Source organism: Porcincola sp. LCP21S3_C12 (genome assembly GCF_052118625.1).
Classification (GTDB): domain Bacteria; phylum Bacillota; class Clostridia; order Lachnospirales; family Lachnospiraceae; genus Porcincola.
Genome location: NZ_JBQKGW010000009.1, coordinates 13,231 through 25,619, shown reverse-complemented (window position 1 = coordinate 25,619; position 12,389 = coordinate 13,231). Strand labels below are relative to the sequence as shown.

The window sequence follows — 12,389 nt, the reverse complement described above, 5'->3', positions numbered from 1 at the left end:
GTCTGTAAGGTAGCATACAGCGATTCTACCACGGGCTTTTCTGGAATTGAACCTCCTTTGCCGTGTCAGGGGCATTTTTTTACATCGATTTTACGGAGCTTCAGAGGTCAGAAATGAATCCGGATATCCTGGTACGCCGGCTCGGTCAGCCATACGCTGACATACCCGCCATGCACATGGAAGACGCCTCCGCCCTGTTCATCAAGCCGGACCGGATCATTATGCCGTCCGAGGGCATCCCGCAGGGTTTTTCCTGCGAAGGCGGGGCCAAGCGCCATGTATTTCGTGCCCTCCGCCCCGGCGGTGGCAAGAACAGCGAGCCCGGAATCAGGGTGCTCCGAATCCCCGCTTCTTGTGAAGCCGACGACGGAGTGGTCGTCAAAGTAGTCGGTCTGAGGTCCGTATGCATAGCGGGACCGGATGCGGATCAGCTTTTTCAGATCGAGAATCGGCGATTCATTCGCATTCTCAACACCGTAGTAGTCTCCGTAAAAGATACAGGGAATGCCGTTTTCCCGAAGCAGGATCATTGAGTAGGCAATGGGCTTGAACCATTCCGGGATGTAGCTTTCCAGTGCCTGGCCGGGTTCCGTATCATGGTTGTCGATGAAGGTGACGGCGCATTCGGGCCGCGCCTCTACAAGGGTATCGGTGAACAGGCTCTGCATATCAAAATTCTGCCCGTTTTGGGCTGCGCGCAGAAATGAATAATGAAGTGGAACGTCGAACAGGGTCAGGGGCGTTCCCTCCGCAGCCGAAGTGCGTTCATCGGCCTCCTGTCTGAAGCTGCCGGATGGATTCTGCGTCCTTTCAGGAAGTGTCCGTTCCGGCATCCCATCGACGACAACATTGAGGTAGTGAAGAAGCTTTTTCAGATCCCCGCTCCAGTACTCACCGACGGCGAAGAAGTCCCGGCCTTCCCGCTCCCGCATGAAGCGCAGCCATCTTCTGTAGAAGTCAAAGCTCATGTGCTTCACCGCATCGAGTCTCAGACCGTCCGGATGGACGGTGTCAAAATACCAGCTGCCCCAGTCTGTCAGGGCTTTGTAGGTGTCCGCATCGTCGGTATCGAGGTCCACACCCATCAGGTAATCAAAGTTGACATTCTCTGAGTCGGTCTCCTGGTTCCAGCGCTTTCCGTCAAACAGAAAGATGCCCTTTGCGCCGGTTGCCTGATCGAAGTCGGTTCCGGAGAAATTTTTCTTGTCCCAGGTATGGTCAGAGTATTTGCCGCTCCGGCCCGGAAATGTGAATTTTGTCCATGCTTCGATCTCGTGGGGACCGGAGATCTGTTCCTCCCGGTCTGTCGGTTTTGTGTCGACTGCCGTTATCTTCTCGGTCTCGTCAGCGCCCATCATCTGATTGAAGACAATATCGGCATAGACTTCAAGACCCGCATCATGAAGCGCGCGGACGGCGGTCAGATACTGGTCCCGGGTTCCGTATTTTGTACGGACGCTGCCCTTCTGATCAAATTCTCCAAGATCGTACAGATCATAGACGTCGTAGCCAACGGAAGCGGCGCCGGCTGCGCCCTTGTAGGCCGGCGGAAGCCAGACAGAGGTAATACCGGTGTTTTTCAGATCGGCAGCGCACGCTGCTGCCTTCTCCCAGAGTGTTCCATCGGAGGGAAGATACCATTCAAAAAACTGAATAATCGTTTTATTTTCCATATTATTAAGCCTCCTTTCGAGGATTTCCGAAACCTTACAGCAACGGAAGGGCGTTTGTCAACATAGTCGGCCTGCGCTATACTAGGGCATATGTGCCGCGGCACCTGCGTAAACCGGCTGCAGCTGAGGGCTGTACGAGATCTGCTGCGGACGCAATGCCGGGGACTGAAAGAAGACACAGTGAGGGATCCTGATGGATTGTGTGAGGGCTCAGAAGCTGATCAGACCGTATCTGGACGGGAAACTGTCGGACCGGGAACTGGAAGAGTTTCTCGATCATGTCGAAACCTGTCCAGCCTGCCATGACGAGCTGGAAATCTATTTTTCCATCTATCAGACGCTGGGCGAGGAAACGGACGACGGCGATTACAATTTCACGCGGAAGCTGGACGAGAAGCTGCAGGGGTCTGAACAGTATCTGACACGAAGGCATATCTTCCGCTCTATGAAGATCGTGCTCATTGTATGTGCGGAGCTGTTTTTCATTGCCGCATTCTCGGGGCTTGTAACGAGGGAACTAGGGGAAGTTCAGAGCACCATCGAGATGGTGGAGACGGAACCGGACACGCAGGGGCTCCTTCGTGCTGCGCGCTGAGCGTGCCGGCATAGCTGTGTGGCAGTTTCGCATCTAGCAGGGGGATCCTTCGTGCTGCGCGCTGGGCCTGCCTGTGCTCCAGGAAAAGGAATCCTGCCATCAGGGCGAAGACAGGTTTATTCGCACAAACAGCATATGCCGTATGTGCGTGTCATGGACAGATCAGCCTGGAGAAGGCTTCCGGGCAAACAGGGGGACAGAAGCATTATGAATGACCAGAAAAGAGAGAAGATCATTCTGATCGACGGACACAGTATCCTGAACAGGGCTTTTTACGGCCTTCCGCTTCTGTCAGACAGTGAAGGGCTGCACACCAATGCAGTTCTGGGCTTTTTGAATATCATGTTTCGCGTTCTAGATGAAGAAAAGGCGCAGTATCTAGCTGTAGCCTTTGATCTCCATGCCCCGACGTTCCGTCATAAGATGTACGATGCCTACAAGGGGACGAGAAGCCCGATGCCTGAGGAGCTGCGGGAACAGGTCCCGGTGATGAAGGATGTTCTGCGCGCCATGAATGTTCCGCTGTTGTCGATGGAAGGCTTCGAGGCGGATGATCTCATCGGAACTGTTTCGCTGGCGATGGAACAGAAGGGACTCGATGTGCGGATTATTTCCGGGGACCGGGATCTTCTGCAGCTGGCTTCGGACACGACGATGGTCCGGATTCCGAAGACGAAGAAGGAAGGAAGAGAAGTCGAGAACTATTACGCGGAGGATGTGAAGGCAAAGTATCTCGTTACACCATCGGAATTTGTCGATGTGAAGGCACTGATGGGCGATGCTTCCGACAACATCCCGGGGATTCCGGGTGTGGGCGAGAAGACAGCGACGAAGATCATCGCAGAATTTCATTCCATTCAGAATGCCCACGACCATCTGGATGAGATCAGGCCCAACAAGGCCAGGCTGTCGCTGCAGGATCACTGGGAGATGGCGCAGCTTTCCTACAAGCTGGCGCTGATTGACCGGCATGTACCTTTCGAACTGCCGCTTGAGCAGGCCCGGCTGGGAGAAGATAACGGCAGCCTCTATACGAAGGAGGCGATGGATCTGCTCAAGAGACTGGAGCTGAGGCAGATGGTCAGGCGGTTTGCAGATCATATGCAGGCGGGGCCGTCGGCTCTGCCTGCCATGCAGGCAGAAAGCAGTGCCAATCCATTTGAAGAACAAAGGGCTGGCACGGACGATGGAGAGCTTTCCGGGCAGAAATGTATGCCGGAAGAGAGCCGGTACGATGGAATGGACGGTTTTCATGAACAGGTGTACCGATCCGGAGAAAACAATCTTTCCGGAGATGAGAAAGCAGAGGACGGCGCTGCGGACAAAGAATCAGAGAAATTCCAGCTGATCGAGCGTACCGAAGAGGCGGATGCGTTTCTTGAGAGGGCTGTCAGGGAAGAAAAAATCGGCTTGTATGTGCTCGCAGAGGATCACAGGCTGCTCGGAGCGGCGGTCGCCACAGGGACGGAGACCGTGCTTCTTCTTCCGGTGACAAGGAAGCAGCTTGCCATCCTGACGTCCGGGAACTGCCTGATCTGCGGCATCAATCTGAAGGAACAGCTTTCATTTCTCGATGGCGGAGATTCATTTCCAAAGGCGCAGCAGAGCCGCTACTTCGACTGCGCGATCGGAGCTTATCTGCTCAATCCGCTGGCGGGTACCTACGTATATGATGGGATCTCCTCTGTCTATACGGGGAAGCTTGTCGAGACACGGGAGGAGCTGCTTGGGAAGAAGAGTCTCCAGAGTCTGGCGGGGCTTGCCGAGGATGATCCTGCGCTTTTGATGAGTGGCAGGGCAGGGGAGAAAAGGAGCACAAAAAAGCAGGATGGCCCTGCGGACAGGGAGAGCGCCAGACAGGCGCTGATGCGTTTCTGCTGTCTGAATGCCAGAACAGCGCTGACTGCCATGCAGCCGATCAGGAACAGTCTGGAGGAGGAGGGGATGCTCAGACTGTTTACGGACGTTGAGATGCCGCTGATGTTTACCCTCTACCATATGCAGCAGGAGGGCATCCTGGTCCGCGGGGATGAGCTCAGGCGCTTCGGACAGTCCCTTTCCGGCAGAATTGACGAGCTGGAGAAGGCAATCTGGGAGCAGGCCGGTCAGCAGTTCAATATCAACTCCCCGAAACAGCTGGGAACGGTCCTGTTCGAGGATATGAAGCTTCCGGGAGGAAAGAAGACGAAGACAGGATATTCGACGTCCGCGGATGTCCTGGAGAACCTGGCGCAGGATGTGCCGATCGCCCGTCTGATCCTGGAGTACCGACAGCTCACGAAGCTGAAATCGACCTATGCGGACGGCCTGGTGCAGTACATCGGGGAGGATGGCCGGATTCATGGCAGGTTCAACCAGACAGTCACGGCAACAGGAAGGATTTCCTCGACCGATCCGAACCTTCAGAACATCCCGGTGCGGACAGAACTGGGCGCTCAGCTTCGGAAGGTGTTCGTTCCGAAGGATGGTTCGATTTTTGTCGATGCGGATTATTCACAGATTGAGCTGAGAGTGCTGGCTTCCGCCTCGGATGACCAGAACCTGATCGATGCGTATAACTCGGCGGAGGACATTCATGCGATCACCGCATCAAAGGTCTTTCATGTGCCGCTGGACGAGGTGACACCTCAGCTCCGCAGAAATGCAAAGGCCGTTAACTTCGGGATCGTCTATGGAATCAGCTCCTTCGGTCTGTCGCAGGGACTTTCCATCACAGCGGCCGAGGCGCAGTCCTACATCAATCAGTATTTTGAGACATATCCGGGGATCAAGGCTTTCCTTGATGGCTGTATCCAGTCTGCGAAGACGATGGGGTACTCTGTAACCATGTTCGGAAGGCGCCGTCCGGTTCCGGAGCTGAAGGAAAAGAACTTTATGCGGCGGAAGTTCGGCGAGCGGGTTGCCATGAATGCCCCGATTCAGGGAACCGCGGCGGACATCATTAAAATCGCGATGGTAGGAGTCGACCGGAGGCTGCGTGAGGAAGGACTGAAGTCGAGACTGGTGCTTCAGGTACACGATGAACTGCTGGTGGAGACAGAGATCAGTGAGAAAGAACGGGTTGAAACCATTCTCAGGGAAGAAATGGAAGGCGCGGCAAAGCTCCGGGTACGGCTGGAGATTGATATGAAGAGCGGTGAAAGCTGGTTCGAGGCACACTGATGGATAAGGGAGAATCGATGACAAGAATGCAGGCGGACGCCGCCCGGGAGCAGTCAGATGCACAGACGGTGCCGCCTGAAAGAATCTGGAGTCATATCATCGTGCTTGGTATCACGGGCGGCGTCGGCGCGGGAAAAAGCACGATTCTCTCAGCGCTTCATGAGCAGTATGGAGCACGGATCATCGAGTGTGACGAGGTCGGCAGAGCGCTTCAGCAAAAGGGTGCTGCCTGCTATGCACCGATGCGGCAGCTTTTCGGAGACGGCATCCTTTTTCCGGACGGGACAATTGACCGGAAGGCGGTTGCCCGCCTGATCTATACGGACGCACAGAAGCGGGAAGCGCTGAGCCGCATTGTTCATCCGGCTGTAAAGGCGGAAGTCAGAAGGCAGCTGGAGGTCTTCAACAGACAGACAGAAGCCGGCTTTTCCAGCCTTTGCCGCAGCCGGGGAGCAGCAGAAGACAGAGCGGCTTGCCGGGCGGAAGGTCAGAGCTGGTCAACGTCGGGGCTGATGACAGCGGGACAGTCAGACCGGATGCCGGATTCGCAGGGGAAAGGCGCAGGAAATGTTCATCCGGGAAAGCGACGTGCACTGGCAGTTGTCGAGGCAGCGCTTCTGATTGATGATCATTACGAGGAGCTGTGCGACGAGATCTGGTACATTCATACAGACGATGAAAAGCGCCGTGTCAGACTCAGGGAGAGCCGGCATTATTCGGACGAGCGTATCACGTGCATGTTTGAGGCGCAGAGAAGCGATGCCTCCTTCCGCTGCCATACTCAGCTGACAATTGACAACACGGATGATTTCGTTCAGAATACGTTCAGGCAGCTGAAAGAAGGGCTGCAGAGCCATTTTCCGGAGCTGTTTTTTTAAGAAGCAGAAAGGAAACAGGAAATCCATGGATTTCTGTAGTATTGCAAGTGGAAGCAGCGGGAACTGTATCTTTGCCGGTTCGGATGAAACGGCGCTTCTGATCGATGCGGGCATCAGCTGCAAGCGGATCGCGGAGGGACTTGCCGGGATCGGGAGAAGTCTGTCCGATCTGACAGGCATTCTGATCACGCATGAGCATTCTGACCATATCAGTGGACTGGGCGTTCTTTCAAGGAAGGTGCAGATTCCAATCTATGCGACTGCGGCAACTATTCGGCAGATCATGCGGTATGCACCGATTGGGAAAGTCGATCCGTCGCTCTTCAGGGTCATCACGGCGGATACACCCTTCACCATCGGGGATATGAGGGCAGAGGCCTTTCACATTTCGCATGATGCAGCGGATCCGGTGGCTTACCGGATCGAGCAGGGAGGGAAGGCAGCGGCAGTGGCGACGGATATGGGATGCTACGATGATTATACGATCCGCCACCTGAAGGATCTCGATGTGGCGCTGGTGGAATCCAACCACGATGTGAACATGCTGGAGGTCGGGCCCTATCCGTATCCGCTGAAACGGCGCATTATGTCAGAGAAGGGGCATCTGTCGAATGAGGCAGCCGGGCACCTTCTAACGCAGATTCTGAGTCCGAGGATGCAGGCAGTGTACCTGGGACATCTGAGTCAGAACAATAATTATGACGCGCTTGCGTATGCAACGGTGACGACGGAGATTGATGCGGATGAGGACTGCGAGGTCCGGTCACATGACCTTCCGATCATGGTGGCAGACCGCAGTCATCCGATGGAACTTGTGACAGTTTGAGGAGACAGCGCCGGGCGGGGCAGCGGCGCGGCGGACATGGCGGCCCCGGAGAGGAGTTTCATGATGAAAAAGGTAATTATCACGGTCGTCGGCAGGGACACAGTCGGTATCATTGCACGGGTCTGCACCTACCTCGCGGGGCGTGGAATCAATATTCTTGACATTTCCCAGACCATCGTAGGCGGATATTTCAACATGATGATGGTCACGGATCCGGAGGGAGCGACAATTCCGACGGCGCAGATTGCCGATGAGCTTTCACAGCTTGGCAGTGAGATGGGGCTCTCCATCCGGGTCATGAATGAAGATATTTTCAATGCCATGCACCGGATCTGACAGTCAGGCGGGGCCGGCAGCGGGGAAAGGATGAAGAGATGATCAATATACTGGAAGCCAAAGAGACGGTCGACATGATCGCCAGAGAGAATCTGGATGTCCGCACGATCACGATGGGCATCAGTCTGCTGGACTGCATTGATTCCGATCTGGACAGGCTCTGCGAGAATATCTACAATAAAATTACATCGAGGGCGGACAGGCTGGTGAAGACTGGTGAGGAGATCTCCAAGGAGTACGGAATTCCGATTGTCCATAAGCGGATTTCTGTGACGCCGATCGGTCTGATCGGCGCGAGCGCCTGCAGGACACCGGATGATTTTGTCCGGATTGCCAGGACGCTTGACAAGGCCGCAAAGAAGGTTGGCGTAAACTTTCTGGGCGGTTTCTCTGCGATCGTTTCGAAGGGAATGACGCCGGCGGAGGAAAATCTGATCCGTTCCCTCCCGAAGGCGCTTGCGGAGACCGATGTTGTCTGCTCCTCAGTGAACGTAGGATCCACAAAAACAGGAATCGATATGGATGCGATCCGGCTTCTGGGAGAGATGGTTCTTCAGACAGCCGAGTATACGAAGGAGCAGGATTCACTCGGCTGCGCAAAGCTTGTGATTTTCTGCAATGCGCCAGATGACAACCCGTTCATGGCAGGGGCATTTCACGGCGTGACAGAGGGAGATACCGTGATCAATGTCGGCGTATCCGGGCCAGGCGTCGTCAAGACAGCGCTCCAGGCGGTCCGCGGTGAAAGCTTCGAGGTACTGTGCGAGACGATCAAGAAGACCGCCTTCAAGGTGACAAGAGTCGGACAGCTTGTCGCGAAGGAGGCATCGGAGCGGCTGGGTGTTCCGTTCGGCATTGTGGACCTGTCCCTGGCGCCGACACCGGCAATCGGGGATTCAGTTGCGGATATCCTTCAGGAGATCGGAGTAGACTACGCCGGAGCGCCTGGCACGACGGCGGCTTTGGCGCTTCTCAATGATCAGGTCAAGAAGGGCGGTGTCATGGCGTCCAGCTATGTTGGCGGACTTTCCGGTGCTTTCATTCCAGTCTCCGAGGACCAGGGGATGATTGATGCCGTGAACGCAGGGGCTCTTCATCTGGAGAAGCTGGAGGCCATGACCTGTGTCTGCTCCGTCGGGCTGGATATGATTGCCATCCCGGGCGATACGAAGGCCAGCACGATCAGCGGCATCATAGCAGATGAGATGGCGATCGGTATGGTAAACCAGAAGACAACCGCCGTCCGCCTGATCCCGGTGATCGGGAAGGGGGTTGGGGACACCGTCGAGTTCGGCGGACTCCTCGGTCATGCACCCATCATGCCTGTCAGCCGCTTTGGATGCGAACGCTTTGTAAACCGCAAAGGCCGTATCCCCGCCCCCATCCACTCGTTTAAAAACTGAGTGCATAAGCCTAGTCGCCGTGAACAGTCACGGGACGCGCTTGCGCGTCAAAGTGACTGTTCACGAGCGACGGCAACAGACATGAGCGCGGAGCGGTGCGAAGCAGCGCGGGAGCGCGAATGGCTGAAGCGACGCGGAAGCTGCGAAGCAGCAAAGCGTCGTGTGGGCTTATGCACGGTCAGGCAAAAGGTTCACGAGCTGAAGAATAAATATGCATGATATTATGAATATCCACAGCATAATATGGGAAAAAACAACGGAATATGCATTTTACCCCTTGAACAATTCATCTGCGATGCATATAATATGAGGAAGTGTTATGACAGCCTTGCGGCGGGGGAGTGAATGAAGGAAGACCCGCTGCAGCGGTCATGAAGGAGGAGGATCCTGTTATGAAGAAAAAGATTGTCGCAGTTCTTTCAGCAGCACTGATGAGTATGTCTCTTGGGATGGCAGCATATGCGGGAGAGACAGAGGCTTCCACGGAAGCTGCAGTCGATTTTTCGGCTGTCAAGACGGTGGTTGACGGTCAGCTGACCGTTGGCACGGAAGCCGGCTTTGCACCGTATGAGTATCTGGTAGGTGATCAGGTGGAAGGGGTTGACATCGACATCAGCCAGGCGATTGCAGACAAGCTGGGTGTCAAGCTCGTCGTTCAGAATATGGATTTTGACGGCGCACTGGCAGCTGTCCAGCAGGGGAAGGTTGATATCGTGGCGGCTGGCGTTTCCGTTTCTCCTGATCGTGAGAAGGTGATGGACTTCTCCGATAAATATGTTGATTCCAGCGATGTGATTGTCGTGAATGCGGCAAGTCCGGCCGTGAAGGAATCTTCCGCGGAGGCGCTGAAGGATCTGACAGTCGGTGTCCAGCAGGGCAACATCGCAGATCTGTGGGTTTCCAACCCGGATAACGCTTCGCCGAAGAGCGTGCAGCGCTACACGAAGTTTGCGCAGGCATCGGCGGATCTTGCCAATTCCAAGATCGACTGCATCGTGATGGACAAGGTCCCGGCGGAGGAGCTGGTCAAGTCTTCCGATGGCAAGCTTGCGATCGTAGATGGCGACCCGGTCTTTGAGGATTCCTATGCAATTGCCCTTCAGAAGGGAAATGACCAGATGAAGAGTGCAGTGAACGCTGTCATCGAAGAGCTTAAGAAGAGCGGAGAGATGGATCAGATCTTCGCATCTCATGCAGACAGCACTGAGACAGAGGCGGAGACGGAAACTTCTACCGAGGCTTGAGAAGGCAGCCTCAGGTCGAAGGGGAAAAGCATAGTGGGCGGAACCTCCGTGCAGACGGGGGCTCCGCCCTTGTGGCGCATACAGGACAGGAGAAAATTGAAACATGAACTGGCTGAAGAGTATCGGTGAGGCTTTCTACAATGCGTGGGTACCCGAAAAGCGCTATCTGGCGTATCTGTCCGGGCTGCGCATGACCCTTCTGATTTCACTGTTCGCAGTGATCCTCGGGATTCTGATTGGAATCCTGATCGCGGTAACGAGGGTATCGTCAAGACATACGAAAAGTCCGGTAGTAAAGTTCCTGAACAAGCTGGCGGTCCTGTATGTGACAGTGATCCGCGGCACACCGATGATCGTCCAGATTCTGATCATCTATAATCTGATCTTTACCTCCCCAAACACAAATCCCGTGATCGTAGGTGCCGTATGCTGCGGGATCAACTCGGGGGCATATGTCGCGGAGATCATCCGGGCAGGCATCGAGTCAATTCCGATCGGTCAGATGGAAGCCGGCCGGTCACTTGGAATGCCGTACCGAATGACGATGACGACAATCATCCTTCCGCAGGCGATCCGAAATATCCTTCCGGCGCTCGGCAATGAGTTTATATCTCTGATCAAGGAAACCTCCGTTATTTCCATCATTGCGGTCAACGATCTGACGAAGATGGCCGGCTATGTGGGATCCCGCACCTGGGATGTCATCCCGCCCTATGTGATCGCGGCTCTGTTCTACCTGGCGATGACGCTCGGGCTGAGCAAGATTCTCAGTATGGTGGAACATCGAATGGAAAAAGGAACCAGAAAGTGAGGCGCGCTATGAGCAGCATGATCGAAACGGTGAATCTGAAGAAGACGTTCGGCGACCATGAGGTCCTGCGCGGCATCAGCCAGCACATTGAAAAGGGCGAGAAGGTTGTCATCATCGGCCCGTCAGGCTCCGGGAAGTCGACATTTTTGCGGTGCCTGAATCTGCTGGAAGAACCGACCTCCGGGGATGTCATTTTCGAGGGAAAGAAGATCAACGCGCCAAGGGTTGATATTGACCAGGTCCGGCAGCGGATGGGGATGGTCTTTCAGCAGTTCAATCTGTTTCCGATGAAGACAGTCCGGCAGAACATTACGCTGGCACCTGTCCGCCTGAAGAAAATGACGCAGGAGGAAGCCGACGCACGGGCGGAGGAGCTTTTAAAGCGGATCGGCCTGCCGGATAAGGCAGATGCCTATCCGGGGATGCTTTCCGGAGGACAGCAGCAGCGAATCGCGATTGCACGGGCGCTTGCCATGAACCCGGATCTGATGCTGTTCGATGAGCCGACGTCAGCCCTCGACCCGGAGATGGTCGGAGAGGTGCTGAGCATCATGAAGGAGCTTGCCGAGGACGGGATGACGATGGTTGTTGTCACGCATGAGATGGGCTTTGCCCGGGAGGTCGGCTCCAGAGTGCTGTTTATCGATGAGGGAATCGTTGCGGAGGAAAACACGCCATACGAGTTTTTCACAAGCCCGCAGAACCCGAGACTCCAGGATTTCCTGTCAAAGGTATTATAAGAATGTATGTATGAGCGGAGCAGCTGCGGCGGCTTCGCTCATTTTTATGAAGGCAGCGCGGAGGCGGATTGATGATGCGCAAGCTTGTCAGCGGACGGACTCATTGCTATAATTGACAGGATTATCAGGACAGGAGACGGCAGGATGCTGGTGACGGTGACAGGTGGAAGCGGGAGCGGGAAAAGTGCATACGCAGAGCAGACAGCCGTCCGGCTGGCAGAGGGAGGCCGGCTTCTGTACCTTGCCACGATGATGCGGGGCGGCGCCGGAGCACAGGATCGAATCCGCAGGCACAGGGTACTGAGGAGTGGAAAAGGGTTCCTGACGATCGAGAAAACCGACAGACTTTGTGAGATCGATCCTGGCGTTCTTCAGGGGGCGACGGTTCTGCTGGAGGACCTGTCAAACCTGGCTGCGAATGTTTTTTTCGGATCAGGAGAGAAAGCAGTGGGACGGGCGGACTGGGAAGGTGCTTATGTGTCCTGTCTGCGGGATCTCAGATATCTGCGGAAGCAGGCGGATCATCTTGTTGTCGTGATGAATGAGGTGTTTGGGGACGGGATCCGCTATGAGGAGGGAACGATGCAGTATCTGCATCTGCTCGGGGCATTGAACAGCGCCGCGGCAAAGCAGGCGGATGCTGCGTACGAGGTCGTGTACGGGATCCCCGTCCCTCTTCTGGGAGAAACATTGGCGGCTGCATCTGTTTGAGATCAGGCAT

Annotated in this window: 11 protein-coding genes; 10 read left to right on the top strand and 1 reads right to left on the bottom strand. The window is 55.2% G+C overall.

The genetic code is table 11. The features are described 5' to 3' along the window. Positions 1 to 107: 107 nt before the first annotated feature. Positions 108 to 1,673, bottom strand: coding sequence for an alpha-amylase (locus tag ACTQ1N_RS06470; protein WP_441955752.1), 1,566 nt, complete (start codon positions 1,671 to 1,673; stop codon positions 108 to 110). Positions 1,674 to 1,866: 193 nt separating this feature from the next. On the opposite strand from ACTQ1N_RS06470, the gene ACTQ1N_RS06465 reads away from it, so the two are divergent. The 10 genes from ACTQ1N_RS06465 to ACTQ1N_RS06420 all read left to right on the top strand — a co-directional run bounded on the left by ACTQ1N_RS06465 (position 1,867) and on the right by ACTQ1N_RS06420 (position 12,379). Further along, entirely contained in the window at positions 1,867 to 2,268 is a 402-nt protein-coding gene (locus ACTQ1N_RS06465) for an anti-sigma factor family protein (protein ID WP_441955750.1), read from the top strand. Between the two features lie 207 nt (positions 2,269 to 2,475). Next, entirely contained in the window at positions 2,476 to 5,430 is a 2,955-nt protein-coding gene (polA, locus tag ACTQ1N_RS06460) for a DNA polymerase I (protein WP_441955748.1), read from the top strand. A 17-nt stretch (positions 5,431 to 5,447) separates the two neighbouring features. After that, complete coding sequence (gene coaE / locus ACTQ1N_RS06455; RefSeq protein WP_441955746.1) at positions 5,448 to 6,308, top strand: dephospho-CoA kinase; 861 nt, start codon at positions 5,448 to 5,450, stop codon at positions 6,306 to 6,308. A gap of 25 nt (positions 6,309 to 6,333) precedes the next feature. Next, complete coding sequence (locus ACTQ1N_RS06450; RefSeq protein WP_441955744.1) at positions 6,334 to 7,134, top strand: MBL fold metallo-hydrolase; 801 nt, start codon at positions 6,334 to 6,336, stop codon at positions 7,132 to 7,134. 63 nt (positions 7,135 to 7,197) lie between these two features. Continuing rightward, positions 7,198 to 7,470 (top strand): ACT domain-containing protein, encoded by a 273-nt coding sequence (locus tag ACTQ1N_RS06445; RefSeq protein WP_441955865.1) that lies wholly within the window; start codon positions 7,198 to 7,200, stop codon positions 7,468 to 7,470. Positions 7,471 to 7,508: 38 nt separating this feature from the next. Then, positions 7,509 to 8,873 (top strand): PFL family protein, encoded by a 1,365-nt coding sequence (locus ACTQ1N_RS06440; RefSeq protein WP_441955742.1) that lies wholly within the window; start codon positions 7,509 to 7,511, stop codon positions 8,871 to 8,873. 392 nt (positions 8,874 to 9,265) lie between these two features. Beyond that, positions 9,266 to 10,117: an ABC transporter substrate-binding protein gene (locus ACTQ1N_RS06435; protein ID WP_441955740.1), complete on the top strand. Its 852-nt coding sequence runs from the start codon at positions 9,266 to 9,268 to the stop codon at positions 10,115 to 10,117. Positions 10,118 to 10,220: 103 nt separating this feature from the next. Beyond that, the gene (locus tag ACTQ1N_RS06430; RefSeq protein WP_320807915.1) at positions 10,221 to 10,928 is read left to right on the top strand and encodes an amino acid ABC transporter permease; all 708 of its coding nucleotides are present in this window, start codon (positions 10,221 to 10,223) and stop codon (positions 10,926 to 10,928) included. 17 nt (positions 10,929 to 10,945) lie between these two features. Then, the gene (locus ACTQ1N_RS06425; RefSeq protein WP_441955863.1) at positions 10,946 to 11,668 is read left to right on the top strand and encodes an amino acid ABC transporter ATP-binding protein; all 723 of its coding nucleotides are present in this window, start codon (positions 10,946 to 10,948) and stop codon (positions 11,666 to 11,668) included. A 144-nt stretch (positions 11,669 to 11,812) separates the two neighbouring features. After that, positions 11,813 to 12,379 carry a bifunctional adenosylcobinamide kinase/adenosylcobinamide-phosphate guanylyltransferase gene (locus ACTQ1N_RS06420; RefSeq protein ID WP_441955738.1) on the top strand — a complete coding sequence of 189 codons (567 nt, stop codon included), beginning with the start codon at positions 11,813 to 11,815 and terminating at the stop codon, positions 12,377 to 12,379. Positions 12,380 to 12,389: the final 10 nt, after the last annotated feature.

Excerpts from the sequence above, each read along its gene's own strand:
- ACTQ1N_RS06445 (WP_441955865.1), top strand. The coding sequence starts at position 7,198 with ATGAAAAAGGTAATTATCACGGTCGTCGGCAGGGACACAGTCGGTATC.
- polA (WP_441955748.1), top strand. The coding sequence starts at position 2,476 with ATGAATGACCAGAAAAGAGAGAAGATCATTCTGATCGACGGACACAGT.
- ACTQ1N_RS06450 (WP_441955744.1), top strand. The coding sequence starts at position 6,334 with ATGGATTTCTGTAGTATTGCAAGTGGAAGCAGCGGGAACTGTATCTTT.
- coaE (WP_441955746.1), top strand. The coding sequence starts at position 5,448 with ATGACAAGAATGCAGGCGGACGCCGCCCGGGAGCAGTCAGATGCACAG.
- ACTQ1N_RS06470 (WP_441955752.1), bottom strand. The coding sequence starts at position 1,673 with ATGGAAAATAAAACGATTATTCAGTTTTTTGAATGGTATCTTCCCTCC.
- ACTQ1N_RS06425 (WP_441955863.1), top strand. The coding sequence starts at position 10,946 with ATGATCGAAACGGTGAATCTGAAGAAGACGTTCGGCGACCATGAGGTC.
- ACTQ1N_RS06440 (WP_441955742.1), top strand. The coding sequence starts at position 7,509 with ATGATCAATATACTGGAAGCCAAAGAGACGGTCGACATGATCGCCAGA.
- ACTQ1N_RS06435 (WP_441955740.1), top strand. The coding sequence starts at position 9,266 with ATGAAGAAAAAGATTGTCGCAGTTCTTTCAGCAGCACTGATGAGTATG.
- ACTQ1N_RS06420 (WP_441955738.1), top strand. The coding sequence starts at position 11,813 with ATGCTGGTGACGGTGACAGGTGGAAGCGGGAGCGGGAAAAGTGCATAC.
- ACTQ1N_RS06465 (WP_441955750.1), top strand. The coding sequence starts at position 1,867 with ATGGATTGTGTGAGGGCTCAGAAGCTGATCAGACCGTATCTGGACGGG.
- ACTQ1N_RS06430 (WP_320807915.1), top strand. The coding sequence starts at position 10,221 with ATGAACTGGCTGAAGAGTATCGGTGAGGCTTTCTACAATGCGTGGGTA.